The organism is Nocardioides sp. W7 (assembly GCF_022919075.1).
In the GTDB taxonomy this organism is placed as follows: Bacteria; Actinomycetota; Actinomycetes; order Propionibacteriales; family Nocardioidaceae; genus Nocardioides.
Map to the genome: position 1 here is coordinate 3,390,333 of NZ_CP095078.1, position 24,612 is coordinate 3,414,944.

Genomic DNA, 24,612 nt, shown 5'->3' on the forward strand with positions numbered 1-24,612 from the left:
AGAGCTCCGCGACGCGTTGGGGCGGACGTGCAGCTTTCCTTGCTCGACCGGTCCCGGACCCGCGTGGGCGTGCCCGACGCCGAGGCGCTGGAGGCGACGGTGGCGCGGGCGGTGCACGCGGAGCAGGTCGGCTACGAGCGGTTCTGGGTGGCCGAGCACCACGCCGTGCCGGGCATCGCGTCGGGGACACCGGCGGTGCTGCTGGCGGCGATCGGTGCCCGGACGTCGAGGATCCGGATCGGCTCGGGCGGGGTCATGCTGCCGCTGCACCAACCGCTGGTCGTCGCCGAGCAGTTCCTCGTCCTGGGCGCACTGCACCCCGGCCGGGTGGATCTCGGGCTGGGCCGCTCGGTCGGCTTCACCGCGCCGGTACGACGGGTGCTGCGCCGCGACCTGGACGCCGTCGAGTCGTTCGAGGGGGACCTCGCCGAGCTGCGGGGCTACCTGGAGGGCACCGCGGAGGTGACCGCTCGGCCGGCGACCGATCGCGTGGTGCCGATGCACCTGCTGGCCACCGGTCGGGGCATCGACCTGGCAGCACGTCTCGGGCTGCCGGTCGTGGTCGGCGGCCCCGTCCTCGACTCCGACGAGCTGCCCGAGGTGCTGGGTCGCTATCGCCGCGAGTTCCGCCCGCACCGCGGCAGCACGCCGCGGGTGACGATCTCGCTGGACATCACCGTCGCGGACGACGACGCAGCCGCGCGCGACCTCGCGCTGCCCGAGGCCTGGGCGATGGCGCTGTCGCGTCAGACCGGCGAGTTCCCACCGCTCGAGCCGGTGGCCGCCATTCGCGGCGCCTCGTGGCCGGCGCAGGTGCGGCGCCGGGTCGACGCCTCGCTGGACCGGGCCGTGGCCGGGAGTCCGGCGACGGTACGACGGCGGCTCGAGCGACTGGTCGAGCGCACGTACGCCGACGAGGTGATGTCGAGCGCCTCGACGTACGACCGCGACGCGCTGCTCGTCTCCGACAGATTGCTGCGGGAGCTCGTCACCTGAGCAGTGGCGGGTGGATTGTCGCCGGATGCCACCCCACCCGAACGGGCGGTTTCGTCGCCGTTCCGTGTAGCGGTCTCGGTGTCCGGATACCCGATCAGCTGTCCGAAGGACGACTCCGCAACGGGAAGCACCATGACGACCTCGACGCTCGAAGACCACGCCCGCCCCGACGAGGCCCCGGTCGACTCCGACCTCTTCGCGACCGCCTTCATCTGGTTCATCCCGGCCGTCGGTTTCGTGGCCGCGCTGCTCGGCCTCGGCTAGCGGGCTCCCGCACGACGCCCGGGTGGGCCGGCAGAGAGCGGGCCCAGCTGATATGTAGGGCCTTCCTGTCAAGAGGCAGGGGGAGGCGCCCGTCCCGGTTGTTCGGGGCGGGCGCCTCGTGCTTCGTCGATATCGTCGGTGGTGAGCGTGTCATTGGCGACGCGCGGTCAGGCTGATATGCGCGGGTTGGTTACCGCAGGACGGGGTGTTCGGCAGGAGCGGACCGCTTGTCTAGGACCGAGCGTCGTCCGGATCAGCTGTGCTGGTCCGGACTGCTCATAGCTGTTTCGCGGGTCGCTCCACGCGCTGCTTCCACCACGTTGGTCGATGAAGCAGTCAGGGTTGGCCGGGCTCGGGTCAGTCCTCGAGGACGGCCAGGGACCAGCACCAGCCGGCCAGCTCGCGGGCGATCGCGACGTTGGCGACCACGTGCCGCTTGCGACGGGCCCGGAAGGTGTCCCAGCGGGCGTTCAGCCGCCGGTTGCCGGCGTCACCGCGGGCCCGGGCTGCTGGTGATGCGAGCTCCCAGCGATCACGCATGGTCTTTCCCGGCCGATAGTGGGCCCGGTGGTGCCAGGCGGCCTCGACCAGCAGCCGACGCAGGTGGGTGTTGCCGGTCTTGGTGATCGAGCCCTGGACCCGGCTCGCCCCGGAGGAGTACTCCGACGGCACCAGACCGACGAACGAGCCGATGGTGTTGCCGGTGAACCGGTGCCAGTCACCGACCTCAACGGCCAACGCGAACCCGGTCAGGGTGCTGACCCCGCGCAGGCAGCCGAGTCGGCGCACGATCGGGGTGAACTCGGAGTCCGCCGCCATCACGGCGATCGCGTCATCGAGCCGGTCGCGGCGCGCTTTCACGGCGAGCACGGCGTCGTAGTCGGACTCGAACGTCAGCTGCAGCGCGGGCGCATCGAAGCGCTGTCGGCGTAGCCAGGCGTCGTGGGTGGTGGTCCAGGCGTGACCGCCGGAGTAGACGATCCCTTGGCGCAGCAGAAGTTTCGACAACCGGTGCCGGGCCCGCATCAGGTCACCGCGAGCGTCCTCCCGAGCGCGGACCAGGTCGCGGGCGTTCTCCTGTCCCACGCTCGGCACCGACACCGCGACGTACTCGTCGAGTCGCAGCAATCGGGCCAGGTGCACCGCGTCCTTGGCGTCGGTCTTGACCCGATCGCCCGAAGGTCGCTGCAGTTTCGACGGAGCGACGACCTCGCACCGGATCCCGGCCGCGGCCAGTGCCCGCGACAGGCCGAATCCCGTCGGGCCAGCCTCGTAGGCCACCGCGACCGGCCCCGGAAGGTCCTGGACCCAGGACCTGATGTGGTCATGAGACGGGGTCAGCTTCGCTTGGACGAGCTCGCCCGTGACGCCATCGATCGCCGCTGCCGCGACAGATCGTGCGTGCACGTCGAGCCCAACGCTCGTACGCTCGGTAAACACCGGGGCCTCCCACAATGTCGGATAGGCCGAGCAGGCGGCCCCTGCTCGGTAACCCACGAATCTTGTGAGTGAGGCCCCGGCCCGCAACCCCGTCACTGCGACCGGGTCACGTCATACCGTCTAGCAGCCGGCCCCGCGCACTGTCCGGAGCCGCTTGTCGTCGTGCCGCCGGGCGAACTCGGCGATCGCCTGGGTCGTGCGGGAGAGCAGCTCGAAGAACGGGGCGGGCAGCCGCAACCTGTGGGTGACGTAGCGCCTGCTCGTGATCGCGAAGACGGAGTCGTCGGGCGACTCCGCGGCCCACCGGGCGTACGACGTGGGCCGCGGTGCGGCGCCGAGCGCGCGGTCGGTGGCGTTCTCCTGTCGACAGCAGGCTGGCTCAAGGAGCCATTGAGGCTGGGAGGTCACCGTCGACGGCGCTCGTCAGGGCTGAGGCGGTGGGGTCGGTCGGGTGAGCTCGGTGGTGCCGGTGTGGTCGCGTTTGAAGACCAGACCGTTCGGGGTTTGCCACACGAAGGTGGTGCCGTCGAGCTTGTCGTAGCGCCACCTGGTGTGGGTCTTCGCGCGATGGTGCCGTCGGCAGAGCGGGGCGATGTTGCAGTCGCAGGTGGGTCCGCCGCGGGCGGCGGGGTCGATGTGGTCGCAGTCGCATCTACGGGCCGGCTTGCGGCACCACGGGAACACGCAGCTGTGTTGGAGCAGGACCTGGCGTTCGCGGAGCCGGTCGGGGGTTTCGTAGGCGTCGACGTGGACGTGATCGTCGAGGTCGATGACCGGCTTGATCACGACCTGGGTGTCGGGGTTCGCGCACCAGCTGCGGACCTGGTCGGCGGAGACGAAGGAGCGGGTCTCCTCGACCCGGGCCAGGTGCAGGTCGTCGCTCCCGGTGGTGTCGCCGAGGGCGGCGTCGGAGAGGTGCACGTGCAGGACCACCTGGCGGGGCCGCTTCCGCTGAGGGTCGTCGGGCTCTTGAGCGTTGAGCTCCAACGACAACTGGCGCCGAGCCAGGTCGCCGACCGCGATCGAGCGGCGGATGTCGACCGGTACGTCGAGGCCGAGCTGGCCGAGTTCGCGGGCGCGGCGGGCGACGGCGTCTTCGAGGTCGAGGGCGTCGGCCAGGTCGAGGGTGCCGTGGACGTCGACGGTGCCGTCGAAGGAGACCTGTTGGCGGTCGATGTCGAAGTGCCGCTTCTCGAACGACGCCTCCCACCGGGCTTTGGCTTCGGCCGGGTCGTACGTCACCCGGGCCTCTTCAACGGTTCGGTCGAGCTGGGCGATCGAGACCTTGTGCGCCACCGGCGCAAGATGGGCGTCCACGTAGGCCGCCCCCTCCATGGGGAGGTCGTTGGTGGCTTTGGCGATCCGCCGCGCCTTCCACGCCGGCAGGTCCAGCGCCTGGACCCGGCCGTAGAGCCTCGGCAGCCGGTGCGCCAGCTCGACCGCATCACCGAGGTAGATCCGTCCGGCATCGGTGGACAGACCGAGGGCGGCGGCGAACTCGAACACACTGAACTCCGCCACCAACGGCGCACCCTCGCCGGCGATCGCGACCGGCTCCTGACTGCCCGGGACCAGGCTCGCGGCCTCGTCGAGGGACTCGGTGGAGTGCATAGCCGCCCACGCCACCGCCGAGGCCAACAGATCAGCCTCCGCCCGGGCCGCGACCGTCCGGCGAGCACGCACGAACGCGAGCAACGCGGATGCGTCGTCGCAGTCGTGAAGCTCCCCGTTGGCCATACCAGTAATGTAGTGAAGCCCACCGACAGTCCGGGTTGTTCTTCCACAGCGGTGACCCCAACGGTCGACCCGAAGCGACCGTGAGCCGACCAGCAGCCGCAACCAGGTACGTCGACCCGAGCGGACGACGAGCCCCCTATTTCATAGAAGGTCGTCGAACCAACCTGCTGCCAAGAGGAGACCTCCACCCACCGCCGTGCGGAAGCAGCGGAGCTCGACATCGCACGAGCCCTCCACGTCGGCGCCCAAACGGCCTGGCAGACAGACCCCCGACGAATCAACAACGACGACCGCTAGGCAGCGGGACCGAACATGCGGTGGGAGACGGCCCGGACGGCGTCGATCAGCAGCGGCGCGGTGCGGTCCAGGTCGAACCTCTCCCGCGAGACCACCGACATGCCGGCCACCAGGCCGTCGGGGCTGGCGATGCCCGCGGCCAGGCCGTTCATCACCCGGCAGGTGAGGACGGCTAGCCCGTTGCGGTGGCGTACGTGCGCGAGCTTGCGGTGGAAGTCCGGGAGATCGAGGGAGGGGTCCGGCCGCCGGTCGCGCAGCGACATCACCTGCTCCACCCGCTCGGGCGACAGCGGGGCCAGCAGGGCCCGACCCACGAGCGTCCGGTGCACCGCGACGCGCGCGCCGACCGAGGACGGGATCTTGTGCGCGATCGCGCCGCCGACCTTCCCGACGAAGTGCACGCTGGAGCCCTCGAGCACGCCGAGGTTCACGCACACCCCGGTCTGTGCCTGGAGGTGCTCCATCTCCGGCCGGGCCGCGGAGGTGAGCATCGCGTGGCTGTGGCTGCGGGCCGAGAGCGCCATCGAGCGCACGCCGAGTCGGTAGCCGCTCTCGTCGTGCTCGAGCCACTGGAAGCCGGTCAGCTGCCTCATGATCCGGAACGCCGTCGACTGGGGGAGTCCGGCGGCCGCCGCGACCTCCTCCAGCGACATCACGGTCGGGCCGTTCATGAAGACATCGAGGATGTCGGTCATCCGCTCGACCATGGACGGTCTGTGCTCCTGGACCGCTCCGCTGCGTGCCATCTCCTACCTCCACCTGCCCGGCCCCGAACGCTCGGATGTTCCGGTCGCGCGAACGTAGCGCACACGTCGCTTTCAGCCATTGAAAGTGCCGATCTCGCTGACGGCCGGGGTTGCCAGACTCCCGACATGCAGCAACCCGTCCCATCTGACCTGCTCACGGCTCCCTACACGATCGAGTTCGGCTTCAGCCGGACGGTCGGTCCGGTGATCGGGGAGTTCCTGACCGGACTGCGGGACGGAGTCCTGACGGGCGCCACCACGGCGTCCGGCAGGGTGCTATGCCCGGCCCTGGAGTTCGAGCCCGGGACCGGCATCCCGACCACCGGCTCGGTGCCGCTCGAACCGACCGGCACGGTCACCTCCTGGACCTGGGTCCCGGCGCGGCCGGGCGACCCGGTCGGCCACGACTTCGCCTGGGCGCTGGTCCTCGTCGACGGTGCCGACACGGCGCTCTTCCACGCCGTCGACACCGGCGGGGACGCCGACCGGATGCACACCGGGATGCGCGTGCGGATCCGGTGGAGCCAGGAGCGGGTCGGCTCGATCCGGGACCTCGCCTGCTTCGAACCCGTCGAGGAGGAGCAGTGAGCGGACCGACCACCGAGCCGGTGACCGTGCTCGGATCGCAGTACAAGGTGGACTACACCTACGTCGCCGGAGCCGGACGGAGCCGCTTCCTCGGCGGCCTGGCCGAGGGCCGGCTGCTGGCCCGCCGGTGCCCCTCGTGCGGCCAGGTCTACCTGCCCGCACCGAGCTTCTGCTCACGCTGCCTGACCGGGCTCGACGAGCCGTTCGAGGTCTCGGGGCGCGGCCGGATCGCGACGTACTGCGTCGTGAACTTCCCGTTCCCCGGCCAGACCGAGACCCCGCCGTACGTCGTCGCCTACATCCGGCTCGACGGCGTCGACACCCGTCTGATGCACCGGATCTCCGGCATCGAGCAGGACCGGGTCGCCATCGACCTGGAGGTGGAGCCGGTGTGGGTGGAGCCCGATCAGCTGGCCGCCACCCTCGACAGCATCCGGTACTTCCGGCCGGTGCGGAAGGAGGACGACCATGCGTGAGGTCGCCGTCGTCGCGTTCGCCCAGTCCGTCCAGGACCACGCGAACCGCGAATCGGACATGGCCGAGATCCTGCTCCCCGTGGTCTCCGGGGTCCTCGACTCGGTGGGTCTCACCCGGGACCAGGTGGACTTCTTCGCCTCCGGGAGCCACGACTTCTTCGAGGGACGCACCTTCGCCTACATCGACTCGCTCGACGCCGTCGGTGCCTGGCCGCCGATCTCGGAGTCGCACGTGGAGATGGACGCGGCCTGGGCCCTGGCCGAGGCCTGGTCGTGGCTGCAGCTGGGCGAGGGCGACATCGCCCTGGTCTACGGCGTCGGGTGCGGGACCAGGGTGCACGACCTCGACGACGTGATGCCCACCCAGCTCGACCCCTACTACCTGGCGCCGCTGCGCCCGCACCAGGACGCGCTGGCCGGGATCCAGGCTCGCGCCTGCCTGGAGGCCGGCATCACCGACGAGCGCCGGATGGCCGAGGTGGTCTCCCGCTCCCTGGCCGCTGCGAGCGACAGCCGGACGGCGTGGCGCTCGGGTGACTACCCCAGCGACGACCTGATGGAGCTGCCGTACGTCGCCTCTCCGCTGCGCTCCTTCGACGTCGCTCCGGTCGTCGACGCGGCCGCCGCCGTCGTACTCGCCACCGGGGACGTCGCCCGGAGGCTGTGCGGCCGTCCGGCCTGGATCCGGGGCCTGGACCACCGGATCGAGACGCACTACCCGGGAGCACGGGACCTGACCAGGTCGCCCTCGACCGAGACGGCACTGGCCACGGTGGTCCGCCAGGCCGCGGAGGCGGGTACGACGCTGCGTCCGGATGCGGCCGAGCTGCACCTCGAGTACAGCCACCAGGAGGCGATCCTCGCCAACGCGCTGGGACTCTCCGAGTCGGTCGCCGTCAACCCGTCCGGGGGACCGCTCGCCGGTCGGCCGGTGACCGCCACGGGCCTGGCCCGGGTGGGGGAGGCGGCGGCCCTGATCCACCGCGGCGGCGCGGACCAGGTGCTGGCCCACGCGACCCACGGCCCCGTCCTGCAACAGAACCTGGTCTGTCTCCTGGAGGGGGAACGGTGAGCAAGCGAGTCGCAGTGGTCGGGGTCGGCCAGGGGAAGCAGGCCAAGCGCCGCGAGGTCTCGATCGCGGCCATGGTGTACGAGGCGGTGGCCGCCGCGATGGCCGATGCCGAGGTGGACTCCAGCCAGATCGATGCCGTGATCCTCTCCAAGACCCCGGATCTCTTCGACGGCGTGATGATGCCCGAGCTCTACCTCGCCGACGCGATGGGAGCCGTGGGTCTGCCGGTCACCCGGGTCTTCACCGGCGGCAGCGTCGGCGGCCACGCCGCGATCTACGGCGCGCACCTCATCCAGGCCGGGTTGGCCCGACGGGTGCTGGTGGTGGCCTACTCCAAGGAGTCGGAGGGCGACTTCACCTGGGCCCTGTCGCGTCCCCGGCCGTTCACCCCGAACCTGGGCGCCGGCGCCGGCGGTCACTTCGCGCCGGTGATCCGCGAGTACATCCGCCGCTCCGGCGCACCCGAGCACATCGGCTGGCAGACCGCGGTCAACCACCGGCTGAACGCGACCCGGAACCCGTACGCCCACATCCAGCGTCCCGACATCACCATCGAGAAGGTCCGCGAGTCGCCGATGCTGTGGGACCCGATCCGGTTCCTGGAGTCCTGCCCCTCCTCCGACGGGTCGTGTGCCGTCGTGCTCGCGGCCGAGGAGGAGGTCGGCAGTACGCCGCGTCCGCCGGCGTGGATCCACGGCATGGCCTGGCGCACCGAGACCGGTCACTTCGCCGGCCGCGACGAGGTCAACCCGAGGGCCGGCACCGAGTGCGCGATGGACGTCTACCAGCAGGCCGGGATCACCGATCCCGCCACCGAGGTCGACGCGGCCGAGCTCTACATCCCCTACAGCTGGTTCGAGCCGATCTGGCTGGAGAACCTCGGCCTCGCCCCGATCGGCGAGGGCTGGAAACGGGTCGACGACGGCACCACCGCCTTCGAGGGCAGCCAGCCGATCAACGCCTCCGGCGGGGTGCTCTCCGGCAACCCGACCGGAGCCACCGGCCTGATCCGGTTCGCCGAGGCGGCACTGCAGGTGCGCGGCCTGGCCGGCGACCATCAGGTGGACGGGGCCCGCAAGGTGGTCGGCCACGCCATGGGCGGCGCGGCGCAGTTCCATGCGATGTGGCTCGTCGGCAGCGAACGGCCGGGTGAGCACTGATGGACTTCGCCCTCACCGAGGACCAGGACGCGGTCCGCGACCTCGCCGCCAGGATCCTCGGCGACCTGGTCACCGTGGACCGGCTCCGGCAGCTGGAGTCCGGACCGGAGTGGCTGGACCGGTCGACCTGGTCGGCCATGGCCCGGTCCCACCTGGTCGACGTCTCGCTGCCCGACGGGGTGGGCGGCAGCGGGCTCGGCCTGCTCGAGACGTGTCTGGTCCTCGAGCAGGTGGGCCGCACCCTGGCCCATGTGCCGATGCTCTCCTCGATCGTCGCGGGGGCGCTGCCGGTGGCCCGGTTCGGCACCGACGCACAGCGCGAGCAGCTCCTCCCGGCGGCGGCCCGGGGCGAGACGATCCTGGCTTCGGCCCTGGAGGACCCGGACACCTCGATCACCGGGCACGACGTACGCACGGCCCGGACCGCGACCGGGTGGCGCCTCGATGGTCACGCCTCCCGCGTCGCCGGCGGCACGTTCGCCGACGTACTCCTGGTGCCGGCGCGCGCCGAGGACGGCGCGGTCACGGTCTTCCTGGTCCCCACCGATGCCGAGGGGCTGGCCCTCGCGCCGGTCCGGACCACCAACCGCGAGCCCGAGGCCGACCTCGTCCTGACCGGGGTCGAGGTGGCAGCCGACGCGGTCCTCGGAGACCCCGGCGCCGGCGACGAGGTCGTCGCCTGGGCCCGCGCCCGGGTCGTCGTCGGACTCTGCGCGACCCAGCTCGGCGTCCTCCACCGCGCACTCGAGCTGATGGCCGAGTACACCTCCGAGCGCGAGGCGTTCGGCCGGCCGCTGGCCCACAACCAGGCCGTGCGGCAGCGGGTGGCCGACTGCTACATCGACGTCGAGGCCGTGCGCCTCACGCTCTGGCAGGCGATCTGGGCACTCGAGTCGGGAGGGCCGGCCGAGTCCCAGGTGGCCGTGGCCAAGTTCTGGTGCGCCGAGGCCGGGCACCGGGTCGGCCACGCCGCGGTGCACCTGCACGGCGGCGTGGGCGTGGACGTGGAGCACCCGGTCCACCGGTACTTCATCGGGGCCAAGAAGAACGAGTTCACCCTGGGCAACGCCTCGCAGCAGCTCAGCGCCATCGGTGCGCTGCTCGCCGACGAGTCGACGCCGATCGGGATCGAGGCCTGAGATGCGCGTCGCCCCCACGCCTGAGCAGCAGGCCCTGCGCCGCGAGCTGCGCGTCTACTTCGACCAGGTCGTCACCCCCGAGGACCGCCGTCGCCTGCCGCACGGCGGCACCGAGCCGGACCACACCAGGTCGGGTCCGTACCGACGACTGGTCCGCCGGCTCGGCGAGGACGGCTGGCTCGGCCTGGGCTGGCCCGTGGAGTACGGCGGCCAGGGCCGTCCGCTGATGGACCAGCTGATCTTCATCGACGAGGCCTCGCGCGCCGAGGTGCCGCTCCCGCTGCTCACCATCGGCACCGTCGGTCCCGCGATCATGCGGCACGGCACCGACGAGCAGAAGGCGGAGTTCCTGCCGCGGATCCTGGACGGCTCTGTCGACTTCGCCATCGGCTACTCCGAGCCCGAGGCCGGCACCGACCTGGCCAACCTTTCCACCCGGGCCAGCCGCGAGGGCGACGACTACGTCATCAACGGGCAGAAGCTGTGGACCAGCATGGTCCAGTACGTCGACTACGTCTGGCTCGCTGCCCGCACCGACCCCGAGGCGCACCGGCACCGCGGCCTCTCGGTCCTCATCGTCCCCACCGACACTCCCGGCTTCAGCTTCAACCTGATCCACACCGTCGGCGACCAGACCACGGGAGCGACCTTCTACGACGACGTGCGGATCCCGGCGAGCAACCGGGTCGGACCCGAGAACGGCGGCTGGGCGCTGATGACCCAGCAGCTGAACCGGGAACGGGTGGCGGTCTCACCGGCCTCCAAGATCGAGCGGGCCCTGGAGGAGACCGTGGCCTGGGCGCGCAGCACCCGGCTGCCCACCGGCTCTCGGGTGATCGACCAGGAGTGGGTGCGCCTCGACCTGGCCCGGGTGCACGCCAAGGTCGAGTTCCTCAAGCTGATCAACTGGCGGATCGCCTGGGGCATCGAGCACGACGTCGCGCCCGAGACCGCCTCCGCCACCAAGGTCTTCGGCACCGAGTTCTTCACCGAGGCCTACCGGCTGCTGCTGGAGGTGGTCGGGTCGTCCGCCTCGGTCGTCGCCGGCTCACCTGGCGCCGTACTGCTCGGCCGCCTCGAGCGGGGTCAGCGCGCCACGCTGATCCTCACCTTCGGCGGCGGGACCAACGAGGTCCAGCGGGACCTGATCGCGATCCACGGAATGGGGATGCCACGTGGCTGACGCAGAGGTCCTGCTCTTCGAGCGCCGGGGCCCGATCGCCGTCCTGACCATGAACCGGCCCGAGCGCCGCAACGCGATGAACCTCGCGATGATCGAGGCCCTCGCCGCGGCCTGGGACCGGATCGAGGCCGACGACGCCATCCGGGTCGCCGTGCTGACCGGCGCCGGCGAGGCCTACTGCGTCGGGGGAGACCTGCGCGAGGGCTGGATGACCGGGGGCTCCGGCGAGGACCGTCCGCGGCCCAGTACGGCGACCATCACCCGCGGCCTGCTGCTCAGCGCCCCGCTCGTCAAGCCGCTGGTCGCAGCGGTGAACGGTGACGCGCTGGGCGGCGGCTGCGAGATGCTCCAGCAGACCGACATCAGGGTCGCCGAGGAGCAGGCGCGGTTCGGGCTTCCCGAGGTGCAGCGCGGCCTCGTCCCCGGAGCCGGGTCGATGGTGCGGCTCAAGCGCCAGATCCCCTACACCCGGGCGATGGAGATGATCCTGACCGGCGACCCGCTCACCGCCGCGGAGGCCCGCGAGGTGGGCCTGGTCGGACGCGTCGTGCCCCGTGGCGAGGCGCTGCCGACGGCGATCGCCCTGGCTGAACGGGTCGCGGCCAACGGCCCGCTGGCGGTCCGCAACGCCAAGCGCGCCGTGATCGAGAGCGGCTGGCTGGCCGAGGAGGACGCACTGGCGATCGAGCGGCGGCTGACCCGCGAGGTGATGTCCAGCTCCGATGCCCGGGAGGGGCTGCGGGCGTTCGGCGAGCGTCGTACTCCCGACTTCACCGGCCACTGACCCGTGGTCGCCGTGCGGCTTTCATCCACTGGAAGTACGCCGGGAGGCGGCACCGACGGTTCCTATCGTCGCTGTCATGGCCCTCGCTATCGCAGATCTCTTCGAGCACGCAGTCGACGTCGTACCCGCCCGCACCGCCCTGGTGGTCGGTGAGACCCGGCTGACCTATGCGGAGCTCGAGCTGCTGAGCAACCGGTTCGCCCACCATCTCGCCGGGCACGGGGTCGGCCGGGGCTCGCACGTGGGCATCTACGGACTCAACGGCGTCGAGCACGTGGTCGCCATGCTGTCCACGCTGAAGCTCCGCGCGATCCCGATCAACGTCAACTACCGCTACGTCGAGGCGGAGCTGAGCCACATCTTCGACAACGCCGACCTGGTCGCCCTGGTCCACGACCGGAGCTACGCACCGCTGGTCGCCAACGTCGTCGACCGGCATCCGCTGCTGCAGCACGTCGTGGTCATCGAGGACGGCTCGGGGCACGAGTTCGCGTCGTACGGCGCGGTGCACTGGGACGACGCGGTGGCGAGCGGCTCGCCGGACCGCGACTTCGAGGCACGGTCGGGGGAGGATCTCTACATCCTGTACACCGGTGGCACCACCGGCTATCCCAAGGGAGTGATGTGGGCGCATGAGGACGTGTGGCGCACCCTGGGCGGCGGCATCGACGTGCTGACCGGCGAGCTGCTGGACGAGTACTCCCAGTCCCGGATCGCCGCCGGCGGTCCGGGACGGATCAGCTTCCCGCTCAGTCCGCTGATGCACGGCGCCGCCACCTGGAGCATGTTCAAGGGCTTCTTCGAGGGCGCCCAGGTGCACCTCGTGCCGCGCTTCGATCCCGACGTGATCTGGCAGGTGGTCGACGCCGAGGGCGTGGAGACCATGTTCCTCACCGGCGATGCCATGGCCCGGCCCCTGATCGACGAGTACGGCACCGGTCGCTACGACGGCAGCAGCCTCATCGCCGTGGCGTCCAGCGCGGCGATCTTCTCCACCGCGCTGAAGGAGGAGTTCCGTCGGGCCTTCCCCACGGTGCTGCTGAGCGACTCCATCGGGGCCACCGAGATGGGCCTGGCCGGCTTCGGCGTGGTCGACGACGCCACCTCGCGCACCGGCGGGGCGACCGTCCGGATCAGCGAGGGCACGTGCGTGCTCGACGACGAGGGCAACGTCCTGGACCCCGGGACCAGCGTCGGTGTCGTCGGCCGGGTCGCTCGGCGCGGGTTCGTCGCGCAGGGTTACTACCAGGACCCGGTGAAGACGGCCGAGACCTTCACGATGATCGACGGCGTCCGCTACGCCGTTCCCGGTGACTTCGCCCGGATCGAGAGCGCGACCACCCTGACCCTGCTGGGACGGGGCTCGAGCTGCATCAACACCGGCGGCGAGAAGGTCTTCCCCGAGGAGGTGGAGCGAGGACTCAAGGCACACCCGCAGGTCTTCGACGCCGTCGTCGTCGGGAGCCCGGACGACCGCTTCGGGCAGGCCGTCACCGCGCTGGTCCAGGCCCGCCCCGGCGCGGCCCCGACCCTGGAGGAGCTGCGGGACTTCCTGCGTGACCAGCTGTCGGGCTACAAGCTCCCGCGCCGCCTGGTGCCGGTGGAGCGGACTCCGCGTCACGTGACCGGCAAGGTCAACGTCCCCGAGGCCAACCGGATCGCGGCCGAGGCGGTCGCGGCCGAGGCGGTCGCGCGATGAACAGGACGTACGTCGTCGGGGTCGGGGTGACCCCGTTCGTGAAGATCGGCTCCCGGGGCTGGACCTATCCCGAGATGGTCGGGCAGGCCGTGGGCCAGGCCCTGGCCGACGCCGGAGTCGAGTACGACGTGGTGCAGCGCGCCGCCGTCGGCTACGTCTTCCAGCCCTCCGCGGCCGGCCAGCGGGCGCTCTACGACATCGGCATGACCGGGATCCCGATCCTCAACGTCAACAACAACTGCGCCAGCGGCTCCACCGCGCTGATGACCGCGCGGGAGTGGGTGGGATCCGGCCTGGTCGACGCCGCCCTGGCCGTCGGGTTCGAGCAGATGACCAAGGAGGCGATGGCCGGCGCACCGAACCGTGTGGTCTCGACCCTGGACCCGCACCTGGCGGTGCTGGCGGAGCTGCACCAGCCCGGCCCGGTGCCGACCACGGTGCAGCTCTTCGCCGCTGCCGCCCGCGAGCACATGGAGCGGTTCGGGACCACCGAGGAGCAGATCGCCTCGGTCGCGGTGAAGAACCACCGGCACTCGGTCGACAACCCACTCGCCCAGTTCCAGGAGGCGTACACGCTGGAGCAGGTGCTGGGTGACCTCACCGTCCAGGCGCCGCTGACCCGGCTGCAGTGCTCCCCGACCTCCGACGGTGCCGGTGCGGCCCTGATCGTGAGCGAGCGCTTCGTGAGGGAGCACGGGCTGGCCGACCGTGCCGTGGAGATCGTCGGCCAGGCGATGGCCACCGACGCGACGTCGACCTTCTCGGCGGGCTCGATGATCGACGTCGTCGGGTCGCAGCTGACCCGGAGTGCGATGGCCCAGGTGCTCGCCGAGAGCGGCCGCCGGGTGGAGGACCTCGATGTCCTGGAGGTGCACGACTGCTTCTCCGTCAACGAGATCATCACCACCGAGGCCCTCGGCCTCTGCGCCGAGGGGGAGGGCGGCCGGCTGGTCGAGTCCGGTGCCACCACCCACGGTGGCCGGTGGGTGGTGAACCCGTCCGGAGGGCTGATCTCCAAGGGTCATCCACTGGGGGCCACCGGGCTGGCGCAGTGCGCCGAGATCACCTGGCAGCTGCGCGGTGAGGCGGCCGGCCGGCAGGTGCCCGGCGCGAGCACCGGACTGCAGCACAACCTCGGCATCGGTGGCGCCTGCGTGGTGACCCTCTACTCGGCCTGACGCACGAGTCGTCCTGCTCAGCAGGAACAGCTGCCAGGTCGGGCAGGGGGCGGCGTCGATCTCCGCTCCCTGCCCGACGCCTGGCACGACCTCCAGGTCTGACTCTGGCGGTCATGCTCTCCGCGACGGGGGCGCGGAGCCAGGCGTTGTAAGAGACGCACGTGCCGCCCGCCTCTTACGAGAGGGCGCTCAGAAGTTCCGCGGCACTAGGCAGGGGAGGCGAGGCCGGCCCGAGTGTCGCGGAGGTCGTCGGTGACGTCACGACACGGATCGCAGAAGCGCAGGTGCTCGACGACATCATCGGGAAGGGGGGTGTCCGACCGGGCCAGGAGGGCTTCGACGTACTCCGCGCGACAGGCGGCGCAGGAGGGATCGGCGACCGCTGGCAGGTGGAGCCGGACGTAGGCGTCGCGCAGGCCCTGGCGCGCGCGGAAGGCGAGCGCGGCGGCGGCGTTGGGGTTGATGCCCAGCCGCTGACCCACCTCCGACAGCGGCCGCTGCTCGACCGTCGTCCACCACAGGACCAGCTGCCAGCGGGCCGGAAGGTCGCCGAGGGCATCCGCGAGGAGCTGGGACTCCTGCCTGACGGCACTGTCGCGACGGGCGCGGTCCGGGAGGCGGGTGTCGGCTGTGACTTCGTCGACGTCGTCGGTCAGGACCAGGCGCGCGTTCTTGCGGGGGAGATCGGCGGCGGCGCTGCGCACCGCGGTGATGAGATAGGCGCGGAAGGAGACCTGCGGGCCGCCGCCTCGGGAGATCTGCTTCAGCACTCGTGCGAATGCCTCCGACACGACGTCGTCGAGGTCGTCCGGCCGGCACAGCCCTCGGGCGACACCCCGCGCGACCGAGAGGTGGAGACGGTAGAGCTCGTCAACCGCCTCCGCGTCGCCGGCTCGGGCTGCTGCGACGAGAACCTGGTCACGCTCCACGGAACGGGGCAGCGGGTCCGGCGGCGTGGTGCCGGCCTGCCGTCCCTGACGTCGCTGATTCGGACGAAGCAGCGACAGCACGGCAGTACGATACCTCCCGTTGACGCTCGGGCCGGCGCGTGGGTCGCCTCGTCAACGGGTGCGGTCTAGGTCGGCGGAGGGCGGACGCGATGGCGGGCTGGAAGCGCTGGGCGGCTCGTCGCGACACCGCGCGCTCAGCGAGCTCCGCTCCGTCGGATCTGCGGATCCATCTTCCCCTCCTGTGGCCCGAGGGTCCGGACCGTCCGCTCGACGTTGCCGCTCTGCGGGCGCTGTCGCGGGAGTACGCCCGCACCGGGAGGGGCGTCGAGGTGCTGCTCGCCGATCTCGACCAGCTCTGCGCGGTCCTGGGGATGGGTACGCCGAGTCGGATGATCGAGGATTCCTCGGTCGCGTGGGCCGACGCGTTCCTGGACACGGTCGGTGGCGTCGGGCTGGAGTCGCAGGAATCGCTGGAGGAGGTCGAACGGCGCGTGATGCGCTCGGTCAGCGACGAGTGGCGGCAGCTGGTGCCGAGCGCTCAGCTGCTGGTGATCTCCTGGGAATCCGCGGATCCGGAGCGTTCCGCGCTCGCCAGGGTCGTGGGCGAGGTCCGCAGGGTGTTCCCCGGTGCCGCGGTCGCGGGACAGGCAGAGGGTCGGGTCGTGGCCGCAGTGGACGGGGGTGCCGAACTCGACCGGCGCACCGCGCTGCTGCGGACCCGTTGCACCGAGCTCGTCGGTTCGACCACCCCGACCGTGCAGGTGGTCCCGGGTCCGGTCGACGTGGACCTGGCACGACGCTTGTTCCGCAGGGCGGGGTGAGCAACGTGACGGACCCGGTTGAGGGATTCCTCGAGGACGTGACGGCCATGACCCGCCAGGCCGCGATCGACGGCTTGACGCTCGCGTCGGTCTTCACCGACCTGCGCTTGATCCTGGACCTCGAGCCGGGTGACGAGCTGCCGGCCGGGGTGCTGCGGGCCTGTGCTGTCGCATGGTCACGGACCCATGAGGACCTCGACCGGGCGCACGACGTCCGCGTGCTCACCTGGGACGATCTCGAGGATCGGTTGTGGATCTCCCTCGCCGGTCCCGACACCGAGCTGCCCTCCTGGGCGGTCCTCGCCGAGACGGGACCGCGCGAGGGCAGTAGTGGCGGGGGGCCCACGCTGTTGCAGCCCGACGACGTGCTCCGGGTGGCGGCGGGAGTGCTGGCGGCCCGGCTCGACCGTCCGTCGGAGCACGTGGCGCTGCTCGAGGGCCGGGAGAACGCATCACGTGGGCTGGTCGCGCTAGTGCAGGGCGATGTGCGTCGAGCCGAGCAGGCCCGGTCGTGGGTCGCCGGTCTCACTCCCGGCCGTAGCGGCCCCGTGGTGACCCTTCATCGGCTGGTCGACCATCCCGAGGGGCGCCTGGCGGCGATCCGCGAGGTGGTGTCTACCCTCGCGAGCGGCGACTGACCTCGGAGTCGGCTGCGTCGACCAGCGCCACTGCCTCGGAGACCGATCCGCCGCGCATGGCTACGAGGACACCGTCGAGGATCCCGACCTCGTCGTACCAGGCCTTGATGGTGGGCTCCGCGACGTCGCGGACGACGAGACCTATCGTCGACCGGCCCAACCGTCCGACCGCGATCGCCTCGGGTCGGCCCTCCCACGAGGCCGCGACGACCGATGCGGTGTCGACCAACAGGGCGGGGTCCGACGTCTGCATGACCACGGCGACCGCACTCTCGGTCTCGGCAGCAGAGTCTTGCGCCGCGTCGCCCAGGGCCTGCTGGAACGCGCGGCTCGACAGCAGCCCGGTAGCGGGATCGTGGGCCGGGACCCGGCCCATGAGTGTGCGGCGCGCCCAGTGCGCGGGCTCGTCCGATCCGACCCGCACCGAGCGACGCAGCAGGCACACCCAGCCGCCTGGGGGTGTGCCGTCCGAAGGCAGGCGCTGGACGTAGCCGCCGAGACGGAGCTTCTCGCTCCCGACGTCCAAGGTCACGGTGAGGGTGTCGAGGTCGACCAGGTCGGTGCCGAGCAGGACGATCGCATCGGTTCCCGGTGCAGGAGGCGCGGCACCTCGCAGCGTGTAGAAGAGCCGGGTCGGTGCATTGAGATCGACCAGCCGCTGCTGAGCGTCGAACACCAGGACGAGCGCCCCGAGGTCGTCGATCAGGGACCCTGCGTCCCGTCGGGGCCGGATGTTCTCGCCCGCGTGCACCGTGGTGGCAACGACGACGACCAGAGTCACGGTCACGATCACGTCGGTGATGTTGAGACGGAAGGCCTCCGCGATCAGGGTGACGACCGCCGCGACGAGGACGACGCGGGCCAGTACTCGGGGCCCAGGCTCCGGGTCGCCGGCTCGTCGCGCGACCTGGACGGCGATCGCCAGCAGCAGTGCGAAGCAGTAGACCGTGTTCGCGACGAAGAGCGCCGAACGGACGTCCTGACCGCCGACGAGGCGGACGATCAGCAGCAGTGCCGGTGCGGCGAACCACATGACCCAGAGGGACCGGCTGGGCCGCCAACCGGGCCGAGCGAACCAGCCGGCCCAGAGCAGGAGGGCGCCCGTGACGAACGCGATCGCGGGGAACCACAGGATCTGGTGCCACGGATGAATCCCCTCGTGCTTCACCGACGTCACGCACAGCGTCCAGACCACGGTGCCGCCCGAAGCCCAGCCCACGTGCGGCAAGAGCACCCGCAGTCGAGCCGGCAACACCAGCACGACGACGGTGGTGGCTGCGGCAACGACCGCGGCGAGCAGGTGCACCGCCGTCACCACAGACACGCCGGTCATGCTGGCACATTCCTGACCGCGGGTGCGGGCAGGGGCACCGTCGGTGCCGCGTTTCGACGCCGAGTCATCGTCATCCCCCAAGATCGGTGACGGTGTCGAGCCCGCGGGGGCTCGACCGAAGCTCCCACGATCGACGCTGATCGGACCAACCACCTCCGCCGCCGCGCCACCTGCCGTGGATTTCACCCGCGACTTCACCTGGGGACCATCCGGACCGTCGTACCCCGCGACTCGTCCGGACGATGGGGCGAACGTTTCAAAATGGAACGGTCCTTGCGCCTGATGCGCGCCTATGAAACGGTTCAACGCGATCGTGACGGGTGTCACGTCCGACGTGCCGGTCAAGCGGCCGTCCCTGGTTCGAGACGATGGGGAATCTAGCGATGCCACGAGTTCTGACAGACGGCGTGAAGCTCGGGGCATCGGCGCTGGCGGTGCTCGCGTTGACCGCTGGTCTCGCTGTCGCTGTGCCCGCCCCGGGCGCGACGGCGACGGCAGCGGACGTGTCCGACGGGGGGGCCGAGCCCGTGATCCGGGCCGGCTCGCTGGACGTGACCGGCTGGGACGACGCCTTGGTCGGAGAGAAGGAGCCACGCTTCTCGTGGGTGGTCGAGGATGCGGATCGGAACGAACGCCAGACCGCCTACCAGCTCCAGGTCCACGAGGCCGACGGCACGACCGTCTGGGACTCCGGCAAGGTCGTGGACGAGCACACGACCCTGCGGTCCTACGAGGGCCCGGGCCTCGGGTCGGGACGCGACTACTCCTGGCGTGTTCGCACCTGGGACGCCGCCGACCTGGACTCGGCGTGGTCTGCGCCGGCGCCCATCCATACCGGCCTGATGGACCTGGAGGACTGGGAGTCCGACTGGATCTCGGTGTCGAGCGGAGATCGTGCGCGCACGGAGTTCGAGGCCGGCGCCTCCAGCGGCGAGCGTGCCTACCTCTACTTCGCGGCCTGGGGGAACCTCCAGGTCCGGCTCAACGGGCAGCCGGTCTCGGATGAGCGGCTCGGTACGACGTGGACCGACTGGGACCGTCGGGTTCTCTACCGCGGCGTCGACGTCACCGACCTGCTGGTCGACGGCGACAACGCCCTCGGACTCACGGTCGGAGCCACGCTCAGCGCGCCCAGCCCGGAGATCAAGGTGATGGCGCAGCTGGAGATCGTCGGGACCGACGGCGAGCGTCGGGTCGTGCACGGCACCGACAACGACTGGCGCACGGCCGACAGCCCGGTGACCAGGATCGACACCTATCGCGGTGAGTCGTTCGACGCCCGGCTGGAGTCGTCCGGGTGGGACGAGCCCGGGTTCGACGACAGCGGCTGGGACCCGGTCGAGGTGGTGGCTCCGGTCGTCGGCTCTGCACTGCTGTCGGCCGGTGCGACCGTGACCGCGAAGGACACGGTGGACTGCTGCGGCTGGTCGACCGGCGCCGTCAACGACGGGATCCTCGTCTCCACCGACGCCTCTCAGGGCTACCACTCGAGCACGAGCACGACCCCGGACGAGACGAAGTGGGTCCAGCTGGACCTCGGCAGCAGCCGCTCGATCGGCTCGATCAGCCTGCATGGCGCCTCGCCGACCAACGACCCGGCCGGCAGCAACCCAGGGGCCGGCTTCCCCGTTCGCTATCGCATCGAGACCAGTGACGACCCGACCTTCGCCACCGCAACGGTGGTCGTGGACCGGACCGGTGCCGACCAGCCCAACCCGGGGATGGCGCCGGTCGTCGTGCCGGCCGAGGCAACGGGGCGCTACGTCCGGGTCACGGCCACCAGACTGGCCAAGAACTCCGACAACTACAGCTTCCGCCTCGCCGAGCTCGTCGTGCGGGGTGACGAGTCCGAGCGCGCCTTCGCTGTCAGCCCCCTCGAGGCGGATCCGACGCCGTACATGCGCGCGGTCGACACCATCGCCCCGGTCAGCACGTCGACGGTGGCGCCCGGAGTGCGTCAGTACGACTTCGGGCAGAACTATGCGGGCTGGGTGCGGATCACCGCTTCCGCGCCGGCCGGGACCACCGCCACCGTGTATCTCGGTGAGATCCGCGACGGCAACGGTCGTGTCACCACGAGCAACATCAACTTCGCCCCGGGCGAGGAGCAGCGCCAGACCTACCGCTACACCTTCTCCGGGCAAGGCGCCGAGATCTGGGAGCCGATGTTCGTCTACTCGGGTTTCCGCTACGCCGAGCTGTCGGGTCTGCCCGCGGGGGCCGAGGTGACTCTCGAAGCCCGACCCGTGTACACCGACCTCGATCAGCACGGCACGCTCGAGCTCGGGAACCCGCTGTTGACCGGCATCGACAGGGCGGTGCGCCAAGGTCAGCTCAACGCGATGCACGGCATCCCCGAGGACACACCGACGCGGGAGAAGAAGGGCTGGGCCGGAGACGCGCTGACGGGTGCCAGCTCGATCCTGTCGGCGTTCGAGTCCGGCGACCTCTACCGCAAGTACCTGCGGGACCTGCAGACCAGCATCTTCTCCGACGGGGGAGTGGCATCGGTTGCTCCCAGCCGGCAGTTCGGCCGGGAGTTCAAGGTCGACCCCGCGTGGGGTGCGGCGTACCCGGGCATCGCCTGGGAGCACTACCTCCAGGTCGGTGACGACCGCGTGCTCGCCCAGCACTACGAGGACATGCTCGGCTGGCTCGACTACCTGGCGACCATCGCCGACGGCGACCACGTCATCGTGAGTCCGGAAGTCAGCTACGGCCAGGACTGGCAGGCGACCGAGAACACCACACCCCAGTTGTTCCACACCGCCTACTACCTGAAGGACACGCGGCTGATCGCCGGCATCGCGCGGGTGCTCGGCCACGAGACCGATGCCGTCGAGCTCGACACCCTCGCCTCGGAGATCGAGGACGGCCTCAACCGCAGGTTCCTCGACCGAGACACGGCGACGTATGCCAACGGCTCCCAGTTCGCCAACGCGTTCCCGCTGCTGCTGGGCATCGTGCCCGCGGCGCTCGAGGACCGAGTGCTCGCGAACCTGGTGTCCGGGATCCGGCGGCGCGACGACCACCTCACGGCGGGGTTCGTCGGCACCCAGCTGATCATCCAGGCGCTGCACGAGTACGGCCGCGACGACGTCGTCCTCGACACCGCCCTTCGGGAGGACTACCCGAGCATCGGCTACATGCTCGCCAACGGGCCCGGCACCATCTGGGAGAAGTGGGTCAACTCCAGCGCCCCGGACGGGACCTCCTCGAAGAGCCACCCCGCCCTGGCGGGCGGTCTGCAGGAGTGGTTCTACCGCGGGCTGGCCGGCATCACGCCGCTGGAGCCCGGCTTCCGCAGGATCCGGCTGGCCGTGCCCGACCTCACGAGGATTCCGCATGCAGGCGCGACGCAGGAGACCCCGCTGGGGACGGTCTCGTCGCACTGGCAGCGGGACGGCGCCGACCTGACCGACGCTGTCCAGGTCCCCGTCGGGGCCACGGCCGAGGTCGTGCTGCCCGCCGAGAACGTCTTCTCGATCACCGAGGGCGGGGCCCTGGTCGACGACGGGGACGGTGTCCTGGAGGTCAGGGACGACGGCGACACGGTCACCGTCACCGTCGGCTCGGGCAGCTACGACTTCGTCGTCACGGCGGACAACGCGCTGCTCGGCTCGGTCCTGGAGGACCTGGACGCCCTCACCGCGCACCTGGCCGACCTGGTCGACACCGAGCAGCTCGCCCCGGCCGACCGCGACCGGCTCGTGACCGCGGCTGACGCGGTCGGCGCGGACGTCTCCACGGCGCTGCTCGCGGCGACCGCCGAGGACCAGGAGGCCCTCACCGAGGCCCTCGACTCGGCCCTCACCGGGATCCGCGGTGCACGCAGCCGGCTCGCGGGCTCGGGCGTCGACGGGGTGGTCCGTGCCGACCTGGACCGCCGGCTGGCCGGTGTCGAGGCCAAGCTGGTCACGGCGTCGACCGAGGCGCGGGGGGTCACCGTGGCCCTGCCGCCGGTCGTCGGCGCCGTCCTCCCGGGTGGCACGGTGACCGGGACGGTCGAGGTCGTGAACCACAGCGGGGCCGTCGTCACGGGCGTCGAGGGCACCGTCGTGGCGGCCGGCCTCGGCGAGGCCACCGTCTCGGCCGGATCGGTCGCGGACGGTGCGACGGCCCAGCTGCCGTTCACGATCACCGGGTCGCGGCACGCCGACGCGGGCGGCTACGACGCCGAGCTGTCGTTGAGGATGGTCGTGGGCGGGACGTCGTACACGGTCACCGACCGGACCGAGGACTGGGCGAGCGTCACGTCCGGGTTGGAGATCGGCACGCTCACCGCGACCGTCGACGGCGCCGACCCGAGCGAGCACGGCACCGTGACGGTGCCGGTCACCAACACGGGTTCCGCCGACGTCCGTGCCCACGCGGCACTGACACTGCCACCCGGGTGGAAGACCGTGCCCTCGCGCGATCTCCGGATCCCTGCCGGCGAGTCGGTCGACCTCGAGGTGCCGGTGGTGCTTCCGCTGGATCGAGTCGGCGGTCCGGTCGAGGTCGGGGTCACGCTCGAGCGGGGTGCGGCCACGTTGGCCTCGGCGCAGGGGGCGGTGTCGTTCGGCATCGTGACCCCACCGGCGGCCGCGGCGGTGGACCACCTGGATTGGGGAACCACCGACTCGGAGTCGGCCCACGCGCTGCAGGCCGCCCCCCAGAGCGGGACGAGCGTCGAGGCCGGCCTGACGCGCCGGTACGCGCACGGTGGGTTCCCGGGCTCGTGGTTCTCGGCGGAGCTCAAGGCCCCGGCGGGGGAGTCGTTCATCCTGCGCAACATCGACACCTTCGGAGGCCCGGGCGCGAAGAGGTACAACGTGTACGTCGACGACGTGCTGGTCGCGGACCAGAGGATCACTCGCACGGAAACGGGAGCCGGGACCAGGGTCTACGACCTGCTGGTCGATGCCTCGGCGGTTGTCGCGGCCAACGACGGCAGCGTCCGGATCAGGTTCGAGTTCCCCCAGAACTCGCCCGGTGACCCGTCGCTGGCGGATACGTGGGTGCTGGCGGTGCCGGATGACGACCAGGCGCCCGACGTTGCGGCGACGGTCGTGAGCGGCACTGTCGGCGACGACGGCTGGTACCGCTCGGACGTCACGCTCGGCGTGCAGGCGGTGGACAATCGCGACACCCCGGTCGTGGAGGTCGACGAGGGGTCCGGCTGGGCGCCGTACGCCGGTCCGGTCGGGGTCGCCGGGGACGGCGAGCACGAGGTCCGCTATCGGGCACGCGACGCGGCGGGCCACACCTCGACCGTCGGAGCGGCCACGGTCCGGATCGACGTCACGGCGCCGCAGACGACGCTGAGGGCGACTCGGGGCGCCGGGGTCGAGGGTGTGGACTCCGCGACCCTGGCCTTCACCGCGACGGACGCGACCAGCGGCGTCGCCCACACGGTCTACCGCCTCGACGGTGGTGACTGGGCGACGGTGTCGGGCTCGGAGCCGGTCATCGTGACCGGGTTCGGCGACCACGCGGTGGAGTTCGCCTCCACCGACGTGGCGGGCAACCCCGAGCCGGTGCGGGTCGAGACGGTCAGCCTGGCCGACGTGGACGTCGTCTCGGCGCTCGTCCCGCCTCAGGTCACCGGTACGCCGCGACTCGGCTCGACGCTGACGGCGACGAGCGGGTCGTGGAACACCAAGGGCCTGACCTACGCCTACCAGTGGCTGCGCAACGGGACTGAGGTCGCGGGCGCCCGGGGTGCGTCGTACCGGGTGTCGGCGGCCGACGTGGGCCAGCGGCTCTCGGTTCGGGTCACCGCGACCAAGGCCGACAAGGTGCCCGGCACGGCCACCTCGACCGCCACGGCACCGGTGGTGAAGTCCGCCTCACGGACCACGGTCTCGGTGAAGAAGGCGAAGGTCAGGAAGGGCAGGCCGGTCACGGTCCGAGCCGTGGTCACTGCGAACCCGAGGGCGACCGGGAAGGTCGCGATCCGCGTCGACGGCAGGGTCGTCAAGCGGGTCGTGCTGAGGAACGGCCGAGCCGTGGTCAGGATCCGGATCGCCAAGCCCGGCAGGCACCGGGTCGTGGCCGCCTACAGCGGCTCGGCCACCACCTCCGCGTCCACCTCGACGGCCCGCACGGTCACCATCACGCGCAGGTGAC

At 71.3% G+C, this 24,612-nt stretch carries 20 protein-coding genes; 14 read left to right on the plus strand and 6 right to left on the minus strand.

What is annotated here, in order from left to right; translation table 11 throughout:
• Positions 1-27: 27 nt before the first annotated feature.
• A complete protein-coding gene (locus MUB56_RS16075; protein ID WP_244928020.1) occupies positions 28-996 on the plus strand; it encodes an MsnO8 family LLM class oxidoreductase in 969 nt (322 codons plus the stop codon).
• Positions 997-1,128: 132 nt separating this feature from the next.
• Entirely contained in the window at positions 1,129-1,260 is a 132-nt protein-coding gene (locus MUB56_RS25925; protein WP_280637293.1) for a hypothetical protein, read from the plus strand.
• A 357-nt stretch (positions 1,261-1,617) separates the two neighbouring features.
• Here the strand turns inward: MUB56_RS25925 and MUB56_RS16080 are convergent, their stop codons facing one another.
• From MUB56_RS16080 to MUB56_RS16095, 4 genes are all read right to left on the minus strand, one after another.
• Positions 1,618-2,667, minus strand: a complete 1,050-nt coding sequence (locus tag MUB56_RS16080; RefSeq protein ID WP_244927952.1) for an IS110 family transposase — start codon at positions 2,665-2,667, stop codon at positions 1,618-1,620.
• A gap of 153 nt (positions 2,668-2,820) precedes the next feature.
• A complete protein-coding gene (locus MUB56_RS16085; RefSeq protein ID WP_244928021.1) occupies positions 2,821-3,108 on the minus strand; it encodes a hypothetical protein in 288 nt (95 codons plus the stop codon).
• A 15-nt stretch (positions 3,109-3,123) separates the two neighbouring features.
• Positions 3,124-4,437 (minus strand): HNH endonuclease signature motif containing protein, encoded by a 1,314-nt coding sequence (locus MUB56_RS16090; RefSeq protein ID WP_244928022.1) that lies wholly within the window; start codon positions 4,435-4,437, stop codon positions 3,124-3,126.
• A gap of 293 nt (positions 4,438-4,730) precedes the next feature.
• Complete coding sequence (locus tag MUB56_RS16095) at positions 4,731-5,429, minus strand: helix-turn-helix domain-containing protein (protein WP_244928023.1); 699 nt, start codon at positions 5,427-5,429, stop codon at positions 4,731-4,733.
• Between the two features lie 177 nt (positions 5,430-5,606).
• Here MUB56_RS16095 and MUB56_RS16100 point away from each other — a divergent pair, with 177 nt between their 5' ends.
• The 9 genes from MUB56_RS16100 (at position 5,607) to MUB56_RS16140 (ending at position 14,759) form a co-directional block, all read left to right on the plus strand.
• Entirely contained in the window at positions 5,607-6,068 is a 462-nt protein-coding gene (locus MUB56_RS16100) for an OB-fold domain-containing protein (protein ID WP_244928024.1), read from the plus strand.
• Entirely contained in the window at positions 6,065-6,544 is a 480-nt protein-coding gene (locus MUB56_RS16105) for a Zn-ribbon domain-containing OB-fold protein (RefSeq protein WP_244928025.1), read from the plus strand. The genes MUB56_RS16100 and MUB56_RS16105 overlap by 4 nt, the downstream gene beginning before the upstream one ends.
• Complete coding sequence (locus MUB56_RS16110) at positions 6,537-7,616, plus strand: lipid-transfer protein (RefSeq protein WP_244928026.1); 1,080 nt, start codon at positions 6,537-6,539, stop codon at positions 7,614-7,616. The genes MUB56_RS16105 and MUB56_RS16110 overlap by 8 nt, the downstream gene beginning before the upstream one ends.
• Positions 7,613-8,776 (plus strand): thiolase domain-containing protein, encoded by a 1,164-nt coding sequence (locus MUB56_RS16115; RefSeq protein ID WP_244928027.1) that lies wholly within the window; start codon positions 7,613-7,615, stop codon positions 8,774-8,776. The genes MUB56_RS16110 and MUB56_RS16115 overlap by 4 nt, the downstream gene beginning before the upstream one ends.
• Positions 8,776-9,915 (plus strand): acyl-CoA dehydrogenase family protein, encoded by a 1,140-nt coding sequence (locus MUB56_RS16120; RefSeq protein WP_244928028.1) that lies wholly within the window; start codon positions 8,776-8,778, stop codon positions 9,913-9,915. Before MUB56_RS16115 ends, MUB56_RS16120 begins: the two co-directional genes overlap by 1 nt.
• A 1-nt stretch (position 9,916) precedes the next feature.
• Entirely contained in the window at positions 9,917-11,098 is a 1,182-nt protein-coding gene (locus MUB56_RS16125) for an acyl-CoA dehydrogenase family protein (RefSeq protein WP_244928029.1), read from the plus strand.
• Positions 11,091-11,882 (plus strand): enoyl-CoA hydratase-related protein, encoded by a 792-nt coding sequence (locus MUB56_RS16130; protein WP_244928030.1) that lies wholly within the window; start codon positions 11,091-11,093, stop codon positions 11,880-11,882. The genes MUB56_RS16125 and MUB56_RS16130 overlap by 8 nt, the downstream gene beginning before the upstream one ends.
• A 76-nt stretch (positions 11,883-11,958) precedes the next feature.
• Positions 11,959-13,581, plus strand: a complete 1,623-nt coding sequence (locus MUB56_RS16135) for an acyl-CoA synthetase (protein WP_244928031.1) — start codon at positions 11,959-11,961, stop codon at positions 13,579-13,581.
• Positions 13,578-14,759, plus strand: coding sequence for a lipid-transfer protein (locus MUB56_RS16140; RefSeq protein WP_244928032.1), 1,182 nt, complete (start codon positions 13,578-13,580; stop codon positions 14,757-14,759). Before MUB56_RS16135 ends, MUB56_RS16140 begins: the two co-directional genes overlap by 4 nt.
• Positions 14,760-14,965: 206 nt before the next feature.
• On the opposite strand, the gene MUB56_RS16145 is transcribed toward MUB56_RS16140, so the two are convergent.
• Positions 14,966-15,769, minus strand: a complete 804-nt coding sequence (locus MUB56_RS16145) for a sigma-70 family RNA polymerase sigma factor (protein ID WP_244928033.1) — start codon at positions 15,767-15,769, stop codon at positions 14,966-14,968.
• An 89-nt stretch (positions 15,770-15,858) separates the two neighbouring features.
• Between MUB56_RS16145 and MUB56_RS16150 the strand changes: the two genes are divergently transcribed.
• Positions 15,859-16,530, plus strand: coding sequence for a hypothetical protein (locus MUB56_RS16150; protein WP_244928034.1), 672 nt, complete (start codon positions 15,859-15,861; stop codon positions 16,528-16,530).
• Between the two features lie 5 nt (positions 16,531-16,535).
• Positions 16,536-17,168 carry a hypothetical protein gene (locus MUB56_RS16155; protein WP_244928035.1) on the plus strand — a complete coding sequence of 211 codons (633 nt, stop codon included), beginning with the start codon at positions 16,536-16,538 and terminating at the stop codon, positions 17,166-17,168.
• Here MUB56_RS16155 and MUB56_RS16160 read toward each other — a convergent pair.
• Positions 17,146-18,846 carry a hypothetical protein gene (locus MUB56_RS16160; RefSeq protein WP_244928036.1) on the minus strand — a complete coding sequence of 567 codons (1,701 nt, stop codon included), beginning with the start codon at positions 18,844-18,846 and terminating at the stop codon, positions 17,146-17,148. The two genes, MUB56_RS16155 and MUB56_RS16160, sit on opposite strands and share 23 nt — an antisense overlap.
• Before the next feature lie 38 nt (positions 18,847-18,884).
• On the opposite strand from MUB56_RS16160, the gene MUB56_RS16165 reads away from it, so the two are divergent.
• Positions 18,885-24,611, plus strand: a complete 5,727-nt coding sequence (locus tag MUB56_RS16165; protein ID WP_244928037.1) for a family 78 glycoside hydrolase catalytic domain — start codon at positions 18,885-18,887, stop codon at positions 24,609-24,611.
• Position 24,612: the final 1 nt, after the last annotated feature.